This window comes from Paenibacillus sp. FSL R5-0912, assembly GCF_000758605.1.
Taxonomy (GTDB): Bacteria; Bacillota; Bacilli; order Paenibacillales; family Paenibacillaceae; genus Paenibacillus_AQ.
On sequence record NZ_CP009282.1, the window covers coordinates 2358780 to 2381084 of the forward strand.

Below are 22305 nucleotides of genomic sequence, written 5' to 3' on the forward strand. Positions count from 1 at the left end.
CGTCCTTTATGCAGTCAACGAAGGGCTGCACCTGTATTTCGTTTGTACTTGTTACCTATACATAAAAGGGGAGAGTGTAATGAAACGGCAGCGGAAATTAAACTTCAGATCGGTTGGCGTCAAATTATTCGTGATTCTGTTCTGTACAATTGTGCTATTGTCCTCTGTGCTGGGCTTAACCTCCTATTATGCTGCTAAAAGTATCATTACCAACGAGGTAGCAGCGGCATCCTCGCAGTCTATTGTGCAGGCGGCGGACAAGCTGGACTTCCTGTTTGCTGAATATGAAGCGCTTTCAAGACAATTCGCCGTAGACTCTGCACTAAAATCAGATATGGAAACTATCCATAATCCCGGTGCCGGAACAGTAGCCAAGGTGGCAGCTGAAGACCGGATCCGCCGTAAGCTGGATTCCGTCCGGGGCTCCGATGAGCGGCTGCTGGGCGTCCGGCTGGTCGCAAGAAGCATGGTGGATGCTGAGTCCTACAAATCAACAGGCATCAGCGGCGTGCGCAGTGATGAAGGCGTTCTTGCCCGCATGAAGGAGATCGATAACGGCAAAGGCAATCCGGTCTGGTTCCCCGTACGGGCCAAAGGCTTCTTCGATGCGTACAGTGAGTCCTCGATGACAATGGGCCGTCTGCTGAGGAATATCCAGAACCCGGCAGCGGAGTATTATATGCTGATTGAGGTGAAGGGTAAAGCTCTGAGCGATGTGTTATCCAATCTGCATATCGGACTTGACGGGGAGATCCGCATTCTTGACAGGGCCGGAAATATTGTGTACGGGGCGGATAACGGGCTGCTCGGACAGCCCTCTTACATACAACCTGCGGAGGTAAAAGCTGAAGGAATGGAGCAATCCTTCACTGCGGCTGATGAGCAGGGCAGCTCACAGCTTGTGGTCTATCAGCCGCTGGTGACAGCTGACTGGACACTGCTGGGTTATGCACCGGTAAGTGATTTCACTAATTCGGCAGACCGGCTGCTCTATATTACCTTGCTGGTTGTGCTGGCTGCGGCTGTGATCGCGCTGGTGATTGGTTATATTCTGGTGCGGCTAATTGGCCGGCCGCTGGGCAAGCTGGCCCGGCTGATGGAGGAAGGCGAACAGGGGAATCTGCAGGTGCGGACGAACTTCAAGGGCCAGGATGAGATCGGGCGGCTGGGACACAGCTTCAACCGGATGATGGAGCAGATCTCAAGGCTGGCCGGCCAGAGCAGCAGTTCGGCGGCAGCGGTACTGGCCACGTCCGAGCAATTGGTGCTTGCTTCGGGTGCGACCCGCACTCATGCCAGGGAAGTGGCTGCCGCAACCGGGGAGATCGCCGGTGGGGCAGCCAGCCTGGCAGCAGAAGCGGAGAGCAGCAACCGCAAGGTGGAGCTGATGGGAGACAAGACGGACGAAGTGGCGGGGACGAATGCAGTCATGGCCGATTCCGCAGGAAAGGTCATGGCGGTAAGCGGCCAGGGAGCGGAGCTGATGAAGAAGCTGGTGGATCAAAGCGAATCTGCCCTGAAGATGATGAATCTGATTCAGGAGAACTCGGCTATGCTGCGTGACAGCACGGTGCTGATCCGCAGCATTCTCTCCCCGATGATCGCCATGAACAAGCAGACGAATATTCTGGCGCTTAATGCTTCGATTGAAGCTGTACGTGCGGGGGCTGCGGGGAGGGGCTTTATTGTCATTGCCGATGAGATCAGGGGACTCGCTAACCAATCCAGCCAGTCGATTGCGTCTGTCTCCAGAATTACGGAGGAGATCAGCGGCCATATCGAGAACACGGTTAAGGTAGTGAGTGAAGCAGCACCGCTGTTCAGCGGGCAGATAACCTCAGTCCGGGAATCCTCGCTTATCTTTGAAAGTGTGCGGGCGGAGATGGAAGTGTTCAGCGGTTATCTAAGCCAGTCTTCGGCGGCGGTTAAGGAGCTGACCGGTTATCGGCAGCAGTTGGGGCAATCCATGGCGAGTGTAATCTCGGTCGTTCAGCAGACCAGTGCCTCAACAGAAGAGGTGGCTTCGATGTCTTCACAGCAATTCATAGTGAGCGAGGAACTGGTGGCTCTGTCAGGTAAGCTGGAGGTGCTAGCGGAGAAACTGAAGCAGTCGATGGTTTCTTTTCAGGGATGAGCCGGTGTGTAGTTGATAAAGTGAAGTACTATTGCCAGAGTTTGCACATGTCGTTATAGTTGTCTGTAAAAAGCTGAAGGTGATGTTATGGATAAGCACTTATTTCTGAATGGCGGGGGCCCGCCGTTTACGCCGGATCTGGCAAGGAAGTTTAAAGATAAAGCGGGTGAAGGGGCAGGTCCTGTTGTTGTATTATTCGTGGAGCGTGGGGAGAGCTGGGAAGATTACGTGCCGGTCTATACGCGTCCGCTGGCTGATGCAGGGTTAACAGAGTTCCGTTATCTCCCGCTGCCTGCTACACCTACCGATGTTGTTGTTCAGAGCATAGAGACCTGCTCGGGTATTATCATCGGAGGCGGGGATACGGACCTGTATGCCGATTATATTGTAGATACCGCGATAGGCGGCGCTATTAAACGGAGGTATGAGTCTGGCGTTCCGGTTGCGGGGTTCTCGGCGGGAGCTTTAATCAGCCCGGAGCTGTGTATTATTTCGGCCAAGGACAACGAAAGCAGGTTGTTTGATCACCGCAAGGGCTTGAAGCTGATCCCTGAGCTGCTGCTGTCCGTACATTTTACCCAGTGGGATGATGAAGAGCATTTAAGAACCGCCCTCCGTACGTTCGGCGATCTTCCGAATTACGGGATCGATGAAGAGACAGGGATCTACCTGTTGAACGGGACGCTGGAAATGGTGGAGGGCGGCGGAGTGTATAGCGTGGTGAATGATGTTTTGACTAAAATTTATTAATCATGGCGAACAAGAGCAGAGATAGACACTTAGATAGGATCATTGAAAACAAGAGTAGAGCGCTTCGTGCCTTTGCTCTTGTTTTTCTGCGTTATTCTCTGTGCTGCACATCATAAATAAGCGAAAATCCTGCACGAAATACAACATTTCTTCTAGTCCAATCGGATGAATGAACCAATTCTTGTATTTCATACAACAATACTCTGGAAAACCCTCGGCTACATGAACTAAAGTTGTACATATACTCTAATAGAGAGAGCATTCGATAATTTTGATTCTCTGCGAGGAGGAAGCTCTGAATCTATGTGATCCTCACCGATATTCTAGTTTACATTCAAGAAATAATTCACTTATTAAGCTATGTTATTCCGGTAGTGGGCTTCAGCCTGCTTCTTGTCCTGGGTGACCTCACGGGATACACTTGTGCTATGAATACTAGCGGAGAGGGGGCATGCGGATGCCGGAGTTGAACGGAAGTCTTTTTCAGCAGGCCTTGCTTGACGGGGATTACAGCCCGCGATTCCTGGCCTACTACTACAAGCAGTGGAGCAACTACACGATGGCCTACCATCACCATAACTCCACAGAAATCATGTATCTCATCTCAGGCAGCTGTGTGGTCGAGGTGCGGGATGAATCGGGCGGACATACTCCCTTCCGGCTGAAGCGGGGAGAAATGATTCTGCTGGATGCAGGCGTTCCGCACAGGCTGATCGTCGAAGACGGGGCCTCCTGCCGGATGCTGAATGTGGAATTCTCGTTCACAGAGTACGGCGGTGTAGCTCCCTCGGTAGGCAGGCTGGCCCGGGAGGAGGAGGCGCTGGCGGAATTGCTGCAGAGTCCCTTCGATAGTCTGGTGCTGTCAGACCAGGAAGAGGTGTTTCATGTACTAAAGGCATTGGTGCTGGAGCTGGATCAGGATCAGCAGGGGAAACGCGGTAACAGCATGGCGCATCTGCTCTTCTCGGAATTGCTGCTGCGTCTGTCCAGACTGCGGCGGGAATCGCTGCCGGTCAGCCAGCAGCCTTCACAGCTCTATGTACGGCGCGCGGTAGAGTTCCTGCACCAGAACTATGACCGGAGTATTCAAGTCAAGGAAGTCGCGCTCACTGTGAATGTCCACCCGGGCTATCTGCAGCGGATCTTCAGGACACATACCGGCCAGACCCTAACCGATTATCTGAACAGGCTACGTATGGAGAAGGCACGGATGCTGCTTGGTCAGAGTGAGATTCCGGTCGCGGAGATCGCCGATTATGTGGGCATCAGCAGCAGGCAGTATTTTCATCTCCTGTTCAAAAAGTATACCGGATGTACTCCAATCGAATACCGCAACTCGCTGGACCGCCATTCCTGGAGTGAGGAATAGAATGGTTTCCACTCTAAAGGTGAGAATTGTTGACACTATGACGGCAAAGTGGTCATGATATTGGTTACGCTTCCCCTATCCTCCTTGCTACAATGGACAGGAACCCACTATTCTTAGCCGGAGGATGATAACGATGTCTTTTAAAGTAACCTTTATCGGGGCGGGCAGTATCGGATTTACTCGCGGGCTGTTGCGCGACCTGCTGACAGTACCGGAATTCCGTAATATAGAAGTCTCATTCATGGATATAAACAGCCATAATCTGCAGATGGTCACCGAGCTGTGCCAGCGGGATATTAAGGAGAACGGCCTGGATATTGTGATCGCTCCCACCACGGACCGGAGAGAAGCGTTGAAGGATGCCAAGTACGTATTTTGCACTATCCGCATGGGTGGCCTTGAGGCGTTCGCCACCGATGTGGACATTCCGCTGAAATACGGCGTGGACCAATGCGTAGGTGATACGCTGTGTGCGGGAGGGATCATGTACGGACAGCGCGGCATTGCCGAGATGCTGGAGATCTGCCGGGATATCCGGGAGACGGCTGCGCCGGATGTGCTGCTCCTGAATTACTCGAATCCGATGGCCATGCTTACCTGGGCCTGCAATAAATATGGCGGTGTACGGACCATCGGACTCTGCCATGGTGTACAGCACGGACATCATCAGATCGCTGAAGTCTACGGGCTGGAGAAGTCGCAGGTCGATATTATCTGCGCCGGAATCAATCACCAGACGTGGTACATCTCCGCGAAGCATGAGGGAGAGGATCTGACGGCTGGTCTGCTGGAGGCCTTCGAGCAGCATCCGGAGTATAGCCGTACAGAGAAGGTGCGGATTGATATGCTCCGCCGCTTCGGCTATTACAGCACAGAGTCGAATGGCCACCTGAGCGAATATGTTCCCTGGTACCGCAAGCGTGCCAGCGAGATCATGGACTGGATTGATCTAGGCGTGTGGATCAACGGGGAGACAGGAGGATACCTGCGAGTCTGTACGGAGGGACGCAATTGGTTCGAGACGGACTTCCCGAACTGGATGAAGGACCCGGCTCTGGAGTATACCCGAGACAACCGTGGCGAGGAGCATGGCTCTTATATTATCGAAGGTCTTGAGACAGGAAGAGTGTACAGAGGCCACTTCAATACTGTGAATAACGGGGTAATCTCCAATTTACCGGATGATGCCATTATTGAAGCTCCAGGGTATGTAGACCGCAACGGTATCTCGATGCCGCTGGTTGGCGACCTGCCGCTGGGCTTGGCGGCTGTCTGCAACGTCAGCATCTCCGTGCAGCGTCTGGCTGTGGAAGCGGCTGTGCATGGCGATGATAAGTTGCTGCGCCAGGCCTTCATGATGGACCCGCTGGTTGGTGCAGTGTGCAATCCGAAGGAAATCTGGCAGATGGTCGATGAGATGCTGGTTGCCGGAGAACAATGGCTGCCGCAATACAGTGCAGCCATCGCTGAAGCGAAGGAACGCCTCGCTTCCGGTAATCTGATCCCGGTGAATGCCGGTAACGAAGGCGCTGCCCGGCTGAAGGTGAAGACGGTGGATGAGATGATGCAGGACCGTGAGGCTGCGAACAAAAACGCCGGGGAGTCCGATAAGGGCAAGGATAGAGAGAAAGTGCACTAAATAAGTTATTTCGGCCGGAAGCAGCCCGTTTGCTTCCGGCTTTTTATTGATGGTTCGGGGATGTGAAGGTCACACAAAATAGATTGAAACCGGAAATGGAAAAATTGGGGGAGTGGCGGGAGAGGGGGTAGAGACGGGAGAGGCGTGAGAAGTGGATGTGGCGGGAGGGAGGAAAAAAGTGAGAGTGGCGGAAGAAGCGGTAGTGGCGTGAGAGGCGGAAGAAGCGGAAGATACGGTAGTGGCGGATGTGACGGATGTGACGGATGTGACGGATGTGACGGATGTGACGGATGTGACGGATGTGACGGATGTGACGGATGTGACGGTTGTGGCGCAAGTGGGGGAGTTACTGGTGCAGACGGCATAGTCGGAATGAAGCGGACTGAGAAGACGCTATTTTGACCAAAAGCCTCATATTGACGCTGATTCGGACTGAGATTCCGTTATCTTGTTCATTTGAGCCACAAATGAAGCCTCATCGGACAATTAACGGAATCTCAGTCCGCTTGGCCCGCGAATCTGCCCAATCTGACGGAATAGCGGAATCTCAGTCCTTTTCACAGACTGAATAGAGCCGGAGCGGGGAGACGCGCCGTTAGAACGCTCCGCCAAAACCCGAATCATCACCGCAGAACGCTCCGCCAAAACCCGAATCATCACCGCAGAACGCTCCGCCAAAACCCGAATCATCACCGCAGAACGCCCGCCAACGCCCATATCGTCACCGCAGAACGCCTTGCGGAGTACTAAGGCTCACTCCCGCACCAGCTTGTCATTTTGCAGCTTGGTAATCTTGCGGCGGATAGGCATACTTATTGAAATGAAGAACAGGGCCAGAACGATGAGCAGCAGGCCCATAATAAGGTTGATTCTGTTGAGGGCGGTGGGATTATTCACAAACACCAGGAATATATTAAAGGCGCCAATGATCAGCTCCATCACCGCGAGCGAAATCCATAACCGGTATATTCTCTGATAATGCTTGATTTTGGAATCGGTATCCGAATAGATGGTAAAAGCACCCTCCGCTGCTTTTCTTCGAAAGATTACCCAGCGCGGGTTGACATATACAGTTTTGCCCGACGGCTTTTTGCCGGCTGGTACACGCTCGGCTCCGGTCTCCTCCATAAACTGCAGGTATTCGGCAGACTTGGCTTTCTTCGGATCCTCCTCCAGCAGCTCCAGCCGGTAGATGTATTCCCCCGGGGCGCTCTCTTCAAATACATAACGGGCCCAGGAGTATTCAACAAGCGCAAGACCTTTGGCGGACATGTCATTCAGCCACTGCTCTTCCTTCTCAAAATCCGAGAAATACTTGCGTACCACATGACTCATTCCGGTTCGCCTCCTATTAGCTTTCTTCCATTAGACAGCAGTTCGTCAAGCCTGGTCATTTCGCTCAGCAGTGCAGATCTGCCTGACTCCGTAATCCGGTATTCCTTCTTGCGGGTATCCTGGCCGCCCGCCAGCGGTTCAATCCAGCCCCGCTCCACCAGCGTGCCAAGTGCGCCATACAGCGTGCCGGCGCCAAGCTCCACGCGCCCGTTACTCAGCAGCTTCACATTCTGCATAATTCCGTAGCCGTGCATCGGGGTGAACAGTGACAGAAGAATATAATATACGCCTTCTGTCAGCGCCCCGTATTCATTGCTTCCTGACAAATGCCTCACCTGCCTTAGTCTTGTATTAACGGACCCTTACATCAATTGACGTTATAGCAATCGCCGTTACATCGTCTAACGCTATATCGGCTACCGATATACATATTATATCGGTGGCCGATATAGAAGTCAATAGGACTTTGCGGAAAATACAGGCAAAAAGCAAAAAGCAAAAAGCAAAAAGCAAAAAGCAAAAAGCAAAAAGCATCCCCTTGCGATGGATGAATAGCTCGCAAGGGGATGCTTTTTAGCCTGGAGACGGAGGGGGAACAATGCCGAAATAAGCATCCTGTATAATGTTGTCATCTTGTTGCTGTAAGCCACGGGATACACCACAGCTTAAGCCCCGGTTGTTTTTTTACCGAAAAACGTCTTCAGCGCCTGATAGACTTCCTTCTTATCCTTAATGACATAATGCATGAACTGTTCCTGCTTCAGATGGCGGTAGGCGGACATCAGTGTGCTGCTGCGGTTGTACTGGTTCACCTCGCCATAGCCGAACATGTTGCTGCGCTTCAGGAGTTCTCCGATCAGCTTGACGCAGCGTTCATTGTCGGAGGTCAGGTTGTCGCCATCCGAGAAATGGAAGGGGTAAATGTTGTATTTGGCCGGAGGATAGCGGCTGTCGATAATCTCCAGCGCCTTCTGGTAAGCCGAGGAGCAGATGGTGCCGCCGCTCTCGCCGCGTGTGAAGAAGTCATGCTCGCTTACCTCTTTGGCCTCGGTATGATGAGCCAGGAATACAATGTCAACCTTCTCATACTGGCGGCGCAGAAAGCGGGTCATCCAGAAGAAGAAGCTGCGTGCGCAGTATTTTTCAAAAGTACCCATGGAGCCTGAGGTGTCCATCATCGCAATAATTACGGCATTGGAATGGGGAACGGTAATGTCATCCCATGTTTTGTAGCGCAGATCGTCCGGGCTGATACTGTGAATTCCCGGATTTCCGCTGCTGGCGTTGCGCCGGAGATTCTCCATCAGTGTGCGTTTTTTGTCTATGTTCGACATCATACCTTTTTTGCGGATATCGTTGAAGACGATGGACTTAACCTCGATTTCTTCCTTGTCCTTCGGCTTCAGGTGGGGAAGCTCCATATCCTGGAACAGTATATCCTCCAGATCCTCAATATCCACTTCAGCTTCGACGGTATCCTGCCCGGGCTGATCCCCCGCCTTGTCACCTTTGCCCGGTTGGGCGGACTGCGAATCGCGTCCGAGTACATCGCCTACCTGACTCTCCCCGTCCCCCTGGCCGACATGCTTCTGCTTGCGGAAATTATAGATAATCCGGTATTCATCCAGACTGCGGATCGGCACCTTCACAATCTGCTTGCCGCCCGACAAAATAATGTTCTCCTCAGTAACGAGATCCGGCAGATTGTCCTTAATGGCTTCTCTGACCTTTTGCTGGTGACGCTCCTGATCCTGATGGCCTTTGCGGTGAAGGGACCAGTCTTCTTTAGACACAACAAAGGCATATGGACCGGTTGGCTGGGGCAAGGATGACCACCTCCCATGATTCTCTTGAAATTGGTACAGGCTACACTTGTGATGGGTGCGGCTGGTTGTAACTAAAGTATATTCATGGGGATGGGGGATATGTGAGCAGTTTATAGCTGTTCGGGCGGACTCTACAGAGTAATGTAAACATCTATCGGGGATGCCCAGCCCCGTCCGGCAAGTTTATGCCACCCGGTCTTTGGGGTAATCATTCATAAGGTAAGCAGCAGGATCTGACCTTACCGTATGCTATTGAGGAGGAACCACCATGAGATCACAACGATTGCTGCCTGCGATCACAGCAGCCGCTCTATTAATGCTGGTCTTAACCGCCTGCGGCGGGAATCATCCGGCTGAAGCACCCGGAGAACCGTCTGCGGGCCCGACATCTGCACCTGTAGAGACCGCAGCAGCGCCAACCCCCAGCCCTGCTCTCTCACCAAGTCCTTCCAGTGCCGCAGAGGTACAGATGATTCAGGGATCAGGTATTTATGTCGGACAGATTGATAATCATTCCGTAGAGATTGAGACTGAAGAAGGACCCACAGCCTTTGAGCTCGGTGCGGGCACAGAGAATGCGCCGGACCTGCTTGAGATGAATGATGCCGTTGTTTTTGCATATGTCGAGAAAGTAGTGGGAAGTGACGGTACCGCGATTCAGCGAGTATTATCCAGCCTGAGTAAGGCGGAAGGCGGAGAGGCTGCTCCGCAGGCTGGTGCTCTCCCTGAGACTCAGACCTTCAAGCTGACGCTGGAAGGAATGGAGGAAGAGAAGACGGCAGCACTTGCCGAGGGAGAAGGGTACTCCCTGTATGTATTCGATATCTTCAGCTTTGACGCGGCTAGCGGCAAGCTGGCGATGAAGGTAGACCCGGGGTATTACGCCGAAATTATCAAGCTTCCAGCCGATTTCAATCTGGATGCCATAGAGCAAGAGGGGAAGGCTGAGCTTGCGGCTACAGGCAAGGTTACGGCGCTTACCCGGGAAGAGCGGGACCGGAGGATGTCCGGCATCCGCTTGTATCTTACCGCAATGGGCTCTGGTCTGACACGCCAGGTTGCAGTGAAGGAAGTTGACGGCCAAGGCTATCTCATCAGGCTGAACATTCCGCAGCGGGAAGCCTCGGAAGGCTTCGGGCCTCATGTGTATGCTTCACTGGATTCACTGGTTAATCAGTAAGCGCAGAGCAGCGAAGCGGCACCGCCAGCTTACAAGATAAGAATGCATAGGCTTCGTCGCCATCCATTATCCTAATCTTTACCATGGAAACGGTAGTGTCCTTAATAAAGGGGGACTACCGTTTTCACTTGTCTGCGGCATGATTCAACCTCCAAAAAATTATTTTATTGTAACCGGTTTGCGAGAAACTTTTACCCGTGATCTTACGTCAAAGAGATAGAAATAGTTGAGATTTTTTTCCTATCTGGGAGGATGAGTTTGTGAAGAAGTTATGGATTTCTATTGTAGTGGGGTTACTGATAATTCCATTACTATTTCAATCGCCGGCTAAGGCAGCAGTCACACCGATCCGCATCATTGTTGATGGCGTCCAGTTGTCTACGGATCAGCCTCCGGTAATGGTGAACGGACGGACGATGGTGCCGCTGCGTGCAATCTTCGAAGCCTTCAATGCCGCTATCAAGTGGGATCAGAAGACGCAGACCGTAACGGCGGTGCAGGAGGGTACAACGGTTATATTGAAGATCGGCTCCAAGACAGCTACGATTAATAATCAGTCTGTAAGCCTGGATGTGCCCGGTCAGAATTTGAAGGGCAGAACCATGGTTCCGACGCGGTTCGTAAGTGAAGCGCTGGGCCGGGAAGTGGGCTGGAATCAGACCACCAAGGTTGTGACGGTAACCACTCCGGTTCCGGCCGCTGTTAATACCGCTCCGGTATCCGGCGTAACCACGCAGGATATCAGTGATTTTGGTGATGGACGCGACCTGCAGATCAGCTTCAACCGGGTGGCTAATGAGTCTCTGGTGGACCATTACCGCGTTCTGATCGTCAAGGCGGGGAATTCGCTTGATCTGTCGTCAGCACTTGCTGTGCCCGCATCTAATTACTCCTCAGTTATGGTAACAGGCACCAATCCTGTGGTTAAACTGACTTCTGCTTCGAGAACGGCAGATGGAGAAGTAATTAAAAGCAGTCAAGGGTATGTGGCTTATGTCCTTACAATAGGCAAAGGAAGTAACATCAGCGCGCTTTCCGGCGGTTCTTCGACCCTTACTCTGACCAATAACATTGCACCGGTAATAAACAATGTACAAGTGACCGATAATGGCGATTACGGTGACGGGCGCGATCTGTCCGTCAGCTTTAACAAGCTGGCAGATGAGACCAAGATCAGCTCTTACCGGATATTTGTGGTTAAAGCGGCTAACTATTCAGCCTTTAATCTGGCCAAAGCCAATTCTGTCGTCAGTGCCTATTACACACAAGTCACCAAGACAGGTGCTAATCTTACCCAGATTCTGTCCTCAGGAGCCAGGGATACAGATGGAGCACTGATTCAGACAGGGGTAAGCTACAGGGTATTCGCCATGGCAGTTGACAGCAGCAATACCGCCAATAATCTGTTATCCGCTGCTTCGTCTCCGGTTACCTTATCCAGCATTGGGATCTCGAGCCTGTATGTCACTGACGTTAACGACTATAATGACGGCCGTGACCTGAAGGTATCCTTTACCCATGCCGCTGACGAAACGTATATCAGCCAGTACCGGATTCTGGTGGTGCCTACATCCTATTACAGCAGCTTCAGCCTGTCTGAGGCGAATAATGTATCGGGAGCCAACTATACTGCTGTGAGTACTTCCGGTTCTTCTACCAGTCTGGTATTGACCTCGTCCACCAGAGATGTGCGCGGAACGCTGCTGAAGAGCGGAATCAATTATAGAGTGTATATTTTATCTGTCAAAAGCGGGGGGAATGCAGGGTCCAATATTCTTTCTCCTGCCTCTGCCGAAATTACGCTATGGAATGATTTCAGCATGAGTGCTGTGACTAACCTGAGTGTGACTGACGTTAACGATAATGGGGATGGCCGCGACCTGAGGGTGTCATTCACCCATGCCTCAGATGAGACTTATGTCAGCCAGTACCGGATTCTGGTGGTGCCTACATCCTATTACAGCAGCTTCAGCTTGTCTGACGCGAATAATGTATCAAGTGCAAATTATTCATCAGTAGGTACATCGGGCTCCACGACCAGCCAGGTATTAACTTCCTCCGCCAGAGATGTGCGCGGGAATCTGCTTAAGAATGAGATCAGTTACCGGGTGTATGTATTATCTATTGGAAGCGGAAGTTACTCGGGGTCAGGTGTACTTTCCTCAGCTTCATCGGTAATTACGTTATTGAATTCCTCAAGTGTGAGCGCAGTGTCCGGCCTCGCTGTCAGCGATGTTACCGATTTCGGTGACGGCCGTGATCTGAAGGTGTCATTTACTCATGCTGCGGATGAAACCTACATCAGAGAGTACCGGATTCTGGTAGTGCCTACGTCCTATTACAGCAGCTTCAGCTTGTCTGATGCGAATAATGTCTCCACGTACACTTCAGCAGGTACATCCGGCAATAGCACCAGCACAGTTTTAGACTCCTCAGCCAGAGATGTGCGCGGTACTACAATCAAAGATGGAATCAGCTATAAAGTGTATGTATTGTCCGTCGGAATTGCGAATTATGCAGGCCCGAACGTGTTGTCCGGAGAATCTTCAGTGATTACCCTAGCCAGCAAAACCCCAGTCACCTCTGTTACGAATGTAACTTATAGTGTGGACAAAGGTAACCTTCTGATCGGCTTCACCAAATCATCGAACGAGGCTAATATCCTGGAATACCGGGTATACGTAGTCCCTTCCAAGCAAGGGTTTGGTGCAGCGGATGCGCTCGGAGTGCCGGCTTCACAGTATAAGGCGGTGGCTCCAAACGGATCCAATCCGACAGTTGCAGCTGCAGCCAGAGATGCGAACGGAAATGCAATTGCCAGCGGGATTAAATACAAGGTGTATGTTCTTGCCGTAGCGAATAATTATGGTGTGCAGAATGGCGGACTTTCAGATTCAAGCGAGGAGTTTGAGCTATAACTGCCGATCCTAAGCTGTGATAAAAGCAGAAAACACAGTACGTCTCCAGTGAATATGGGGATGTGCTGTGTTTTTGTGTAATTCATTACGCCTGCCTAGGCAGCGCCTGCATTCATCAGAACCATGGAAATCAACAGCATGAACACCAGAAGGATAATGGCGTTGATGAGGGTGCCGAGGACTGCGAATACCTTACGGCGTCTTCGGAGCGTAAGCCCGACGATGCCGGTGACAGCTCCGATCACATTAACAGCAGCCAGAATCAGCACGGATAAGCCCAAATACATAATCACTTCCGCTGAATCGGCAATCAGCTTATTATTCTCATTCATGATGGAAGATGCCTGTGTACCAACATACACAAACGCAATTGCATAACCGACCAGAGTAAACAGAGCAATGACAAAAGAAACGATACCGGGGCCTGAGTGCTTGAAGTCGCGTTTGTTCTCCTGATACGCGTATGCTGGATCAGCAGGTATTGGCTGTTCTGATGAGCCCCATTCTGCGGGCCGGGATGGGGCGGTTTCCGGTTTGGGTGGGGGATTATGGTCCATAGGCTGCACTCCTTGGGATAAAAGATTGATAGTATCACTTTTCCATAAGATGGCTCTAAAAGCAAGTATTACGGCAGAAATATCCGCAAATTCTGCTGCTGGAAATCAGCCATGCGGATACGTTAAGATAGGAGGAGTTCAAGAGACAAAGGAGCTGTATATCCATGCAACGAAGATTGGTAGCCTGGGGAGCTGTGCTGGCTATGCTGTCTGTGGGAATCGGAGCGTTCGGCGCACATATGCTGAAGGCTGTGATCAGTGAAGAGTACCTGAAAGTGTACGAGACCGGTGTCCAGTATCATATGGTTCACGCTCTGGCTCTGATTCTTATCGGCCTGGCAGCAGGCCAATGGGGAGAGAGTGCCCGGCTTGCCTGGGCGGGCCGGCTGATAGGTGCGGGAATTATTCTGTTCTCCGGCAGCCTGTATATCCTCAGCACTTCCGGGATCAAAATTCTTGGGGCTATTACACCCATCGGCGGCGTATGCTTCCTTGCCGGCTGGATATGCTTAGCTGTGGAGGCTTTCTCGCGCAAGGACTAATAAACAAGCACCCGTCCCCGGAATCCAGGGCGGGTGCTTGTTTGAGCTTGCTTACAAAAATTCGTCGATTTCATTGAGCTTGAAGGTGTAGACCTGCTTCTCGTCAACATGGTACACGCTTAGCGAGTTAGCGCCTTCATCAAAGTTCAGAATCCGGCAGGGCATAGACACCTGCTTGCCGTGCCGGTTCGCTCTCAGCCGGACCAGCTGGTTGCTCTGAATATATTCCCTGATCTTACCGAACACATCGGCCGGAGTTTCCGACGGTGTTACTACAGGCTGCTTCTTGGCGGCAGGTTTATCAGCAGGTTTGTCCGCTGGCTTTTCTGGCAATTTCACTGAAACTGGAACTGGAGTAAAGGAATCATTTTTTAGAGCCATTTTAGCGGATCTCAGAAGTGTTTCAATAGTTCTTCCAAGCTCTAGACCGGAGTTAATGTTGAAATCTGTGATTTTATCGCTGTTGTTCAACATTTCAAGTAAGTATTGCAATGCAAGCGGGTTAGTACGGGCATTAATCAGGATGTCGACATTGAAGAGATAGTTGCCATCTGTGTGTTGTAGTTTCTTGTCCATTAATCCCCCAGCTTTATCGTTTAACACGATTCATCAAATATTTATATAGTATTTAAACTATACCATTAAACATGCAGAATTTATATACCCTCCGGCAGAGAATTAAGGACTTATGACCCCTCTAATTTATTAAGGAACTAGGACAATCGTCCACACGCAGCTGAAGTAGGACGCATAACTTAGATCGTGGAACGTGATTATAGGAGGTGCTGCAAATGGTAACATTGGAGCCTGTACAGGTAGGCGATTATGTCCTGGTTGGGGTTGAAGTGAAGCTGCCCAAAACTACGCTGCTGAGCATCAGCACAAGCCGTGGATATATCATGTGCGGGGCGCTGGATATAGGACTGCTCAATAATACGTTGAGTGACCGGCAGATTATTGCCGCACGGGCAGTGGGGGTACGCACATTACCGCAGCTGCTGGCTGCCCCGCTGGAATCCGTTACAATAGAGGCAGAGAAGCTTGGCATCGTTCCAGGCATGACTGGGGCGGAGGCCCTGCTGCTGATGGTGTAGGACAGCAGACTGGATGAGTACTCAGCAGGGGGCCGGTGGCCCTCTTTTTGCCTTGAAAATAAGAATAATTATGTTGTATCACATGTTCCGGAGCATAAGGTAAGGAACCTTGGCTCATCCTAAGGGTTAGGACCGGAAGCGGCAGGACGCGGCGGGGAAAAAGGTGCTTGTCCAGTGTCCTCCTTTGTTTCGCCCTGCGGGCAGAAGGGTAAATGGAGAATAGACTAATGCATAGCCGGATGATGGACAAGCAGCCGGCAAATATATGGATAAGGAAGGGATCAACTCATGGCTAAAGCATCAAACAAAGTAAATACCGCTTCATTGGAACAGGTACTTAACCGTCAGGTAGCTAACCTCAACGTTCTATATGTGAAAGTGCATAATTATCACTGGTATGTGAAAGGTGAGCAGTTCTTTGCCCTGCATGTAAAGTTTGAAGAACTGTACGATGATATCACGCTCAAAATGGACGAGGTTGCCGAGCGCCTGCTGAGTATCAAAGGCAGTCCTGCAGCGACGATGAAAGAATATTTGGAAATTGCCACTATTCAGGAAGCAACCGGCAAGGAAGATGCACGGGGCATGGTGCAGGCACTCATCGAAGATTTCGCTACAGTAGCGGAAGAATTGACTGAAGGCATCGAACTGGCGGAAGAAGTCAGCGATCAGCCGACTGCCGACCTGTTCATCAAGATTCGCGCTGATCTTGAGAAGAACCAATGGATGCTGCGCTCTTTCCTGGGCTGAGTGATAGCTGGATAATCCTTGCTGTGTAAGTTTGAGACAAAAGCATAAACAAAGCCTCCCCTGGGTAATACCGTGCGGGAGGCTTTATTTATGCTACGAACTAAAGAAGAGAGTTCATTTAAAATTGCAGCAATGAATGTATTCAGTTCCAAGTGGAAATTCAGTAATAGTTGTATATTGTGCAGTTAAAAACAGCGAAAAGGGCTGCCTGCATCATACAACTGCAGTCTGTACAACTAAATCTGTCCGAATGGGTGAGAACCTAGGTCCAAAGGCAGTTTAATTGTACGAAATACAACTAAGCATACGCATATACCGGAATAGGATCATTGCAAGCAAACCATCAGCAAGCGATATACAAAATTAGTTATCACTAGTTTAAATCAGATGCTGTTATAGGAGCTCCAAATGTTCACCGCAGTGACGGCTAAGCTTCAAGTTCAAATCTTAAGTAAGCTTTATACTGACTAGGAATTCTCGTCATTTTTAATCATAGTGTCACTATGACTTATCACGGTTTGAATAAATTTCAATGAAGCCTGCAGTTCCGCCTCCGAGAATGTGTTCAAACCCTGAATAAAGCTCTGTTCAAAGTTTTCATGCATCTCGGCGTGAACGACAAAGAGCTGCCTGCCTTTGGGGGTAAGGCTGAAATAGACTTCTTTCCTGTTGTCATTCATCCGGCTGCGCTTAATGCAGCCTTCCTGGAGGAGCTTGCCGCTGATTTTCGTAATGCTCGCCTTGGACAAATTCATTTTTTCCGCAATCGAGGTGCTGTTAATAGGCTCGTGGTTGCCGATGCAGTCAATGACATGAATGCTTGTCAAAGAGTTTGAAGTGAAAGTCAGCCCATACTGACGGGTAAGATCAGCGAATGCATCGAGCTCGGATGCAAAAAGCTGTTCGTTTAAATGCGTTAAGTGGAGTAAGCGGCCATACAGCAACCGCTTAAGTCCTTCGGATGAGTTCATAAGGATTGGCATCTCCCTGTTATGCAAAATTATCTTTATCCTACCTCTAAATTATTCACTTGTAAACTAACGCGGGATTTCGATGTTTAACTATTAAAGCTCAGTATTTATTCCAATAAATAGATTGACAGCTATGTTTTCACGAAATATAGTTTACTAGTAAACAATTTAAATTGTTGAATGTTAACAATATTTCGGGGAGGATAACGATGAAGAATGTGTCTCAAGCGATAAGAGAACGGCGGACCATTCGGAAATTCAGCGCAAGGCCGGTCGAATTAGAAGGGATCGTTTCTTTGCTGAATGAGGCAGCAAGCCTGTACGAAGCTGAGGGGACGCCGTATTGGCGCTGTCTTTATTTCGCCACACCGGAGGCACGTGAAGAGCTGGCTGACAGCATGATTGCCAAGATGAAGGAAAGTCATCTGGGAAAACTCCTTCCTGCCAAAATTACAGAGTTATTTTAAAAAAAAGTAACGGATATTCCCGCTCACGTAGTCTTCATTGCTGAATCCGCCGACACGCAGCGGCAGCGCGACGAAAATTACGCTGCGGTTTGCAGCATTATGCAGAATATTCAGCTGCTGGGCTGGGAACAAGGGCTAGGGATGCTGTGGTATACGGATCCCATGTTTTGCAGCGAATCATTGTTTACTGCAATAGGCCTGAGAGAAGGGGAGAGGTTTGCCGGGATGATGGAAATCGGCTACTTCGAGAAGACGCCGAAAGCCCGGAAAAGAACCCCGGCAGAGGAGCGTTGGAGTATAATAGGTGAAGACGACAGATTACATCCGAATCTCAACCCTGTTTCTTCGCAAAGCATCCTGAAACTGCTTAACGAGGCTGTATGGGCGCCAAATGACGGAATGAGAGAACCCTGGCGTTTTATCTATGTAACGGGGGGGCAAGCTGCCCGGAAACTGCGAGCCTCTGGAGAGGAAGCTTCAATACCGTTCCTTATGGTCGTAGCTACGGAGGAATCGGATCTTCACCGACAGGAAGAGGATTATGCGGCAGTGTGCTGTCTGATCCAGAACTTTCAGCTGCTGGCCAAGTCCGAACCATGGAACCTGCGCCGCCTGATTCCCGAATGGATTTATGACGCGGAGCAGTGCAGGTCATTCGGAATTCGCCCCCGGGAACGGATCGTTGCTGTGCTTGAACTGGGGGGAGAGAAGAGAGTCTCTAATTCCCTGTCTGCTCCAGTGGTTTTCGAACAGTTCAGCAGGGGGAGCGGTCTCAGGCAATAATTTCTATTAATAGCTGCAGATTCAGGCTGCAGAGTAATAAATTTGATAGTGGGTATTTGTAAAAATCGGATCTTTGTAATAAAATTAGTGAGAATCATTGATAATCAATGTGATTCAATTTATAATAATTATAATGTGATATAAAATCTAATTGCTTGTAATCAGGGAAATCCTGTGACAATACAACTTTCTGATTTCGCAAATCGATCAATGGAGGGAATAATAATTATGGCAGCAGATTTTGTCATTGAGGGACTGAAAGCGACGATTGAAGGAAAAGAAATTCTGAAGGGGATCAACCTTCAAATGAAGGGCGGAGAAATTCACGCCATCATGGGACCGAACGGTACTGGTAAAAGTACTTTGGCCTCAGCCTTGATGGGTCATCCAAAGTATGTGGTTACAGAAGGCACAGCCGTGCTTGAAGGTGAAGATCTGCTCGAGATGGCAGTGGATGAACGCGCCCGTGCCGGCCTGTTCCTGGCTATGCAGTATCCGAGCGAGATCAGCGGGGTAACCAATTCCGACTTCCTGCGCAGTGCAATTAATTCCCGGCGTGAAGAGGGCAGTGAGATTTCCCTGATTCGTTTCATCCGGCTGATGGAAGCTAAGATGAAGGAACTGGATATGAATCCTGAATTCCTGCACCGCTACCTGAACGAAGGCTTCTCCGGCGGTGAGAAGAAACGTAATGAAATTCTCCAAATGATGATGCTGGACCCTAAGATCGTCATTCTTGACGAAATCGACTCCGGTCTTGATATTGATGCACTCAAAATTGTTGCCGATGGTGTGAACTCCATGCGCAGTCCGGAACGCGGATTCCTGGTTATCACTCACTATCAGCGTTTACTTAACTACATCAAACCTGATTATGTACATGTCATGATGCAGGGACGGATTGTGAAATCCGGCGGCCCTGAGCTTGCGGAACGTCTGGAAGCAGAAGGTTATGAATGGGTTAAGGAAGAACTCGGCATTGAAGACGAAACTGTAGGACAAGAAGCTTAGAAACGCTGGAAGGAGGAAATCACTTATGACGACGCAAACCATTCTTCCCGTGGATGCCCAGAAGCTCGGCGAATTATCGCAGAGCAGCGGCGAACCGGGCTGGCTGAAGGACAGCCGCTTGAAGGCACTGGAGCTTGCCGCTGAGCTTGCCCTGCCGAAGCTGGAGAAGACACGGATTGACCGCTGGAACATTAACAACTACGGAGAGTACAAGGCAAGCCAGGCATTCACATCCCTTAGCGAAGCACCTGCTTCAATTGCCGCTCTGATCAAGGATCAGGAGGAAGGCAGCCTGATCATTCAGCGCAATTCGGGAGCCGTATATGCCCGTCTGGCTCCTGAGCTGGCTGCGCAAGGCGTGATATTCACTGATCTGCAGACAGCAGTCAGAGAGCATGGTGATCTGGTGCAGCGTTATCTGCATAAGGCAGTATTGCCTGAAGAGCATTCCATCGCAGCACTGCATGCAGCGCTGTGGAACGGCGGGGTATTCCTCTATGTTCCGAAGAATGTCATCATCGAAACCCCGCTGCAGGCGGTGCTGTTAACGGATGATGCAGAGGCTGCTTTTGTCCCGCATATTCTGATTGTTGCTGATACGAATAGTTCATTAACTTACGTAGATAACTATGTATCGGATAAGTCCGAAGCGGGTCTGCATAACGGGGCCGTTGAGGTATTTGTAGGGGCGGGAGCCACAGTACGCTATGCCACGGTGCATCAGCTTGGGCAAGATACCACGGATGTTACCTACCGCCGTGCGGTAGTGGAGAATGACGGAACGATCGAATGGATCATCGGTGAGATGAACTATGGCGATACGGCGAGCGACACCAAGTCTGTGCTGAAGGGTAACGGCTCAAGCTCGGATGCCAAGGTAATTGCTGTAGGTACCGGTTCGCAGAAGCTGAACTACACTACACAGGCCCAGCATTTTGGCAGAAACACTCCGAGTGATATGATTACCCGCGCAGTGATGCGGGATTCGGCCACTTCCATTATTAACGGAATTACGAAGATCGAGAAAGGTGCGACAAGAGCGGACGGACAGCAGACCGAGAAGGTTCTGATGCTGAGTCCCAAAGCACGCGGCGACGCCAACCCGATCCTCCTTATAGATGAAGATGATGTAACTGCAGGCCATGCCGCTTCCGTAGGACAGGTCAATTACGAGCAAGTCTATTACCTGATGTCCCGGGGAATTACGCGGCATGACGCAGAAACACTGATCATATATGGCTTCCTAGCTCCTGTTGTGTCGCAAATTCCACTGGAGGGACTGCGCAATCAGCTCCAATCTCTTGTGGAAAGGAAGTTAGGCCAATGATTAGCAGCGGAGTTCGGGAGCAATTTCCCATCTTGAATCAGAATATTAACGGCCACCCACTGGTGTATCTGGACAGCGCGGCCACTTCCCAGAAGCCGCGCCAGGTCATTGAGGCGGTCAAGTCTTATTATGAATGGGATAACGCCAATGTCCACCGCGGAGTGCATACGCTGGGTAGCCGGGCAACGGATGCTTATGAAGGCGCCCGCGAGAAGCTGGCTAAGTTCATTAACGCCCGCAGCACGAAGGAGATTATTTTCACACGCGGTACTACAAGCGCACTTAACATTGTAGCTTCCTCTTACGGACCTTCTGTCCTGCAGGAGGGGGATGAGATCGTGATTACCCAGATGGAGCATCACAGTAACTTCATTCCCTGGCAGCAGCTGGCCAAGAAGACAGGGGCAACCCTGAAATTCATTCCTCTGCAGAAGGATGGTACGGTGACGCTGGAGGATGCAGAGAAGACGATCACGGCTCAGACCAAGATCGTAGCTATCGCTTATGTATCCAATGTTATGGGTGTCACCCATCCTATCAAAGAGCTTGCAGCAATCGCTCACCGCAACGGCGCCGTAATCGTGGTAGACGGAGCACAGAGCACACCGCATATGAAGGTGGATGTGCAGGATCTGGACTGTGACTTCTATGCACTGTCCGGTCACAAGATGCTCGCCCCTACCGGAATCGGCGCTTTGTATGGTAAGAAGGCACTACTGGAGACCATGGAGCCTGTCGAGTTCGGCGGCGAGATGATTGATGATGTAGGTCTGTACGAATCGACCTGGAAAGAGCTGCCCTGGAAGTTCGAAGGCGGGACACCGATTATTGCAGGTGCCGTTGGACTGGGAGCAGCGATTGATTTCCTGCAGGAAGTGGGCCTTGATAATATTCACCGTCATGAGATGCAGCTTGCCGCTTATGCGGAGGAGCGCCTGTCAGGGATCAGTGATCTGACGATCTACGGCCCCCGAAACCGTCAGGTTGGAGTAGTAACCTTCAACCTTGGTGATGTCCATCCGCATGACGTAGCTACCGTGCTGGATGCGGAAGGGGTTGCTGTCCGCGCCGGACATCACTGCTGCCAGCCGCTGATGCGCTGGCTGGAGGTCAGCTCTACAGCTCGGGCCAGCTTCTACCTGTACAATACGGAACAGGATGTAGATTCGCTGGTTCAAGCCTTAATCAAGGCAAAGGAGTATTTCGCCTATGAACTTGGATGACTTATATAGACGCGTAATTATGGATCATTACAAAAATCCCCGGAACCGTGGTTCATTCGAAGATGATGCACTCAAGATTGAGCTGAATAACCCTACCTGCGGCGACCGCATTACGCTTCAGCTTAAGGTAGAGGACGGCGTCGTCAAGGACGCCCGTTATAGCGGCGAAGGCTGTTCAATCAGCATGTCGTCGGCTTCGATGATGACGGAAGCGGTCAAAGGCCAGACTGTAGCGCATGCGCTTGAACTGGCGGACAGCTTCTCCTCTCTGATGAAGGGTGAAGCAGCAGATTTCGGAGACTACGAAGATATTGAAGCCCTGTCCGGTGTTAATAAATTTCCGGCGCGGATCAAATGTGCCACACTGGCCTGGAACGCGCTTCGCAAAGGCATAGATACGGAAGAGAATCACCCACAACATTAGAAACA

The 22305-nt window shown here is 50.7% G+C and carries 20 protein-coding genes and 1 pseudogene; 15 read left to right on the forward strand and 6 right to left on the reverse strand.

Annotated elements, in window-relative coordinates; translation table 11 throughout:
- The first annotated feature begins 79 nt into the window (after positions 1–79).
- The 5 genes from R50912_RS09870 to R50912_RS36185 all read left to right on the forward strand — a co-directional run bounded on the left by R50912_RS09870 (position 80) and on the right by R50912_RS36185 (position 6259).
- Positions 80–2134 carry a methyl-accepting chemotaxis protein gene (locus tag R50912_RS09870; protein ID WP_042234409.1) on the forward strand — a complete coding sequence of 685 codons (2055 nt, stop codon included), beginning with the start codon at positions 80–82 and terminating at the stop codon, positions 2132–2134.
- An 87-nt stretch (positions 2135–2221) separates the two neighbouring features.
- Positions 2222–2884, forward strand: coding sequence for a Type 1 glutamine amidotransferase-like domain-containing protein (locus R50912_RS09875; RefSeq protein WP_042234411.1), 663 nt, complete (start codon positions 2222–2224; stop codon positions 2882–2884).
- Positions 2885–3350: 466 nt separating this feature from the next.
- Positions 3351–4253: an AraC family transcriptional regulator gene (locus R50912_RS09880; protein WP_042242022.1), complete on the forward strand. Its 903-nt coding sequence runs from the start codon at positions 3351–3353 to the stop codon at positions 4251–4253.
- 133 nt (positions 4254–4386) lie between these two features.
- Positions 4387–5892, forward strand: a complete 1506-nt coding sequence (locus R50912_RS09885; RefSeq protein WP_042234413.1) for an alpha-glucosidase/alpha-galactosidase — start codon at positions 4387–4389, stop codon at positions 5890–5892.
- A 238-nt stretch (positions 5893–6130) separates the two neighbouring features.
- Positions 6131–6259, forward strand: a complete 129-nt coding sequence (locus R50912_RS36185) for a hypothetical protein (RefSeq protein ID WP_269322096.1) — start codon at positions 6131–6133, stop codon at positions 6257–6259.
- A 386-nt stretch (positions 6260–6645) separates the two neighbouring features.
- On the opposite strand, the gene R50912_RS09890 is transcribed toward R50912_RS36185, so the two are convergent.
- The 3 genes from R50912_RS09890 to yhbH all read right to left on the reverse strand — a co-directional run bounded on the left by R50912_RS09890 (position 6646) and on the right by yhbH (position 9053).
- Entirely contained in the window at positions 6646–7227 is a 582-nt protein-coding gene (locus R50912_RS09890) for a DUF2812 domain-containing protein (protein WP_042234415.1), read from the reverse strand.
- Positions 7224–7553 (reverse strand): PadR family transcriptional regulator, encoded by a 330-nt coding sequence (locus R50912_RS09895; protein WP_042234417.1) that lies wholly within the window; start codon positions 7551–7553, stop codon positions 7224–7226. The genes R50912_RS09890 and R50912_RS09895 overlap by 4 nt, the downstream gene beginning before the upstream one ends.
- 339 nt (positions 7554–7892) lie before the next feature.
- Positions 7893–9053, reverse strand: a complete 1161-nt coding sequence (gene yhbH / locus R50912_RS09900) for a sporulation protein YhbH (RefSeq protein WP_042135257.1) — start codon at positions 9051–9053, stop codon at positions 7893–7895.
- A gap of 268 nt (positions 9054–9321) precedes the next feature.
- On the opposite strand from yhbH, the gene R50912_RS09905 reads away from it, so the two are divergent.
- Both R50912_RS09905 and R50912_RS09910 read left to right on the forward strand, forming a co-directional pair.
- Positions 9322–10233 (forward strand): DUF8580 domain-containing lipoprotein, encoded by a 912-nt coding sequence (locus R50912_RS09905; RefSeq protein ID WP_042234419.1) that lies wholly within the window; start codon positions 9322–9324, stop codon positions 10231–10233.
- Positions 10234–10493: 260 nt separating this feature from the next.
- Positions 10494–13151, forward strand: coding sequence for a copper amine oxidase N-terminal domain-containing protein (locus R50912_RS09910; RefSeq protein ID WP_052416175.1), 2658 nt, complete (start codon positions 10494–10496; stop codon positions 13149–13151).
- 95 nt (positions 13152–13246) lie between these two features.
- Here the strand turns inward: R50912_RS09910 and R50912_RS09915 are convergent, their stop codons facing one another.
- Entirely contained in the window at positions 13247–13708 is a 462-nt protein-coding gene (locus tag R50912_RS09915) for a hypothetical protein (RefSeq protein WP_042234422.1), read from the reverse strand.
- Positions 13709–13872: 164 nt separating this feature from the next.
- Between R50912_RS09915 and R50912_RS09920 the strand changes: the two genes are divergently transcribed.
- On the forward strand, positions 13873–14250 hold the full coding sequence (locus R50912_RS09920; protein ID WP_042234425.1) for a DUF423 domain-containing protein: 378 nt from the start codon (positions 13873–13875) through the stop codon (positions 14248–14250).
- Positions 14251–14301: 51 nt separating this feature from the next.
- Here R50912_RS09920 and R50912_RS09925 read toward each other — a convergent pair whose 3' ends face one another.
- On the reverse strand, positions 14302–14826 hold the full coding sequence (locus R50912_RS09925) for a hypothetical protein (protein ID WP_042234428.1): 525 nt from the start codon (positions 14824–14826) through the stop codon (positions 14302–14304).
- Positions 14827–15041: 215 nt separating this feature from the next.
- Between R50912_RS09925 and R50912_RS09930 the strand changes: the two genes are divergently transcribed.
- Positions 15042–15344, forward strand: coding sequence for a YunC family protein (locus R50912_RS09930; protein ID WP_039307501.1), 303 nt, complete (start codon positions 15042–15044; stop codon positions 15342–15344).
- Between the two features lie 288 nt (positions 15345–15632).
- A complete protein-coding gene (locus tag R50912_RS09935; protein WP_042234430.1) occupies positions 15633–16094 on the forward strand; it encodes a Dps family protein in 462 nt (153 codons plus the stop codon).
- Between the two features lie 467 nt (positions 16095–16561).
- Here the strand turns inward: R50912_RS09935 and R50912_RS09940 are convergent, their stop codons facing one another.
- A complete protein-coding gene (locus R50912_RS09940) occupies positions 16562–17065 on the reverse strand; it encodes a MarR family transcriptional regulator (protein WP_042234433.1) in 504 nt (167 codons plus the stop codon).
- 209 nt (positions 17066–17274) lie between these two features.
- Here R50912_RS09940 and R50912_RS09945 point away from each other — a divergent pair.
- The 5 genes and pseudogenes from R50912_RS09945 (at position 17275) to sufU (ending at position 22300) form a co-directional block, all read left to right on the forward strand.
- Positions 17275–18315: pseudogene (locus R50912_RS09945) on the forward strand (nitroreductase family protein).
- Between the two features lie 228 nt (positions 18316–18543).
- The gene (gene sufC / locus R50912_RS09950; protein ID WP_042135273.1) at positions 18544–19326 is read left to right on the forward strand and encodes a Fe-S cluster assembly ATPase SufC; all 783 of its coding nucleotides are present in this window, start codon (positions 18544–18546) and stop codon (positions 19324–19326) included.
- Between the two features lie 25 nt (positions 19327–19351).
- Positions 19352–20653 carry a Fe-S cluster assembly protein SufD gene (sufD, locus tag R50912_RS09955; protein ID WP_042234435.1) on the forward strand — a complete coding sequence of 434 codons (1302 nt, stop codon included), beginning with the start codon at positions 19352–19354 and terminating at the stop codon, positions 20651–20653.
- Positions 20650–21876, forward strand: coding sequence for a cysteine desulfurase (locus R50912_RS09960; protein WP_042234438.1), 1227 nt, complete (start codon positions 20650–20652; stop codon positions 21874–21876). Before sufD ends, R50912_RS09960 begins: the two co-directional genes overlap by 4 nt.
- Positions 21863–22300: a Fe-S cluster assembly sulfur transfer protein SufU gene (gene sufU, locus R50912_RS09965; RefSeq protein WP_042234441.1), complete on the forward strand. Its 438-nt coding sequence runs from the start codon at positions 21863–21865 to the stop codon at positions 22298–22300. The genes R50912_RS09960 and sufU overlap by 14 nt, the downstream gene beginning before the upstream one ends.
- The last annotated feature ends 5 nt before the right edge of the window (positions 22301–22305 follow it).

What these genes read in the sequence shown, in the direction of transcription:
- R50912_RS09870 (WP_042234409.1), top strand. Translation starts at nt 80, where the DNA reads ATGAAACGGCAGCGGAAATTAAACTTCAGATCGGTTGGCGTCAAATTA.
- R50912_RS09875 (WP_042234411.1), top strand. Translation starts at nt 2,222, where the DNA reads ATGGATAAGCACTTATTTCTGAATGGCGGGGGCCCGCCGTTTACGCCG.
- R50912_RS09885 (WP_042234413.1), top strand. Translation starts at nt 4,387, where the DNA reads ATGTCTTTTAAAGTAACCTTTATCGGGGCGGGCAGTATCGGATTTACT.
- R50912_RS09890 (WP_042234415.1), bottom strand. Translation starts at nt 7,227, where the DNA reads ATGAGTCATGTGGTACGCAAGTATTTCTCGGATTTTGAGAAGGAAGAG.
- R50912_RS09905 (WP_042234419.1), top strand. Translation starts at nt 9,322, where the DNA reads ATGAGATCACAACGATTGCTGCCTGCGATCACAGCAGCCGCTCTATTA.
- R50912_RS09915 (WP_042234422.1), bottom strand. Translation starts at nt 13,708, where the DNA reads ATGGACCATAATCCCCCACCCAAACCGGAAACCGCCCCATCCCGGCCC.
- R50912_RS09920 (WP_042234425.1), top strand. Translation starts at nt 13,873, where the DNA reads ATGCAACGAAGATTGGTAGCCTGGGGAGCTGTGCTGGCTATGCTGTCT.
- R50912_RS09925 (WP_042234428.1), bottom strand. Translation starts at nt 14,826, where the DNA reads ATGGACAAGAAACTACAACACACAGATGGCAACTATCTCTTCAATGTC.
- R50912_RS09930 (WP_039307501.1), top strand. Translation starts at nt 15,042, where the DNA reads ATGGTAACATTGGAGCCTGTACAGGTAGGCGATTATGTCCTGGTTGGG.
- R50912_RS09935 (WP_042234430.1), top strand. Translation starts at nt 15,633, where the DNA reads ATGGCTAAAGCATCAAACAAAGTAAATACCGCTTCATTGGAACAGGTA.
- R50912_RS09940 (WP_042234433.1), bottom strand. Translation starts at nt 17,065, where the DNA reads ATGAACTCATCCGAAGGACTTAAGCGGTTGCTGTATGGCCGCTTACTC.
- sufC (WP_042135273.1), top strand. Translation starts at nt 18,544, where the DNA reads ATGGCAGCAGATTTTGTCATTGAGGGACTGAAAGCGACGATTGAAGGA.
- sufD (WP_042234435.1), top strand. Translation starts at nt 19,352, where the DNA reads ATGACGACGCAAACCATTCTTCCCGTGGATGCCCAGAAGCTCGGCGAA.
- R50912_RS09960 (WP_042234438.1), top strand. Translation starts at nt 20,650, where the DNA reads ATGATTAGCAGCGGAGTTCGGGAGCAATTTCCCATCTTGAATCAGAAT.
- sufU (WP_042234441.1), top strand. Translation starts at nt 21,863, where the DNA reads ATGAACTTGGATGACTTATATAGACGCGTAATTATGGATCATTACAAA.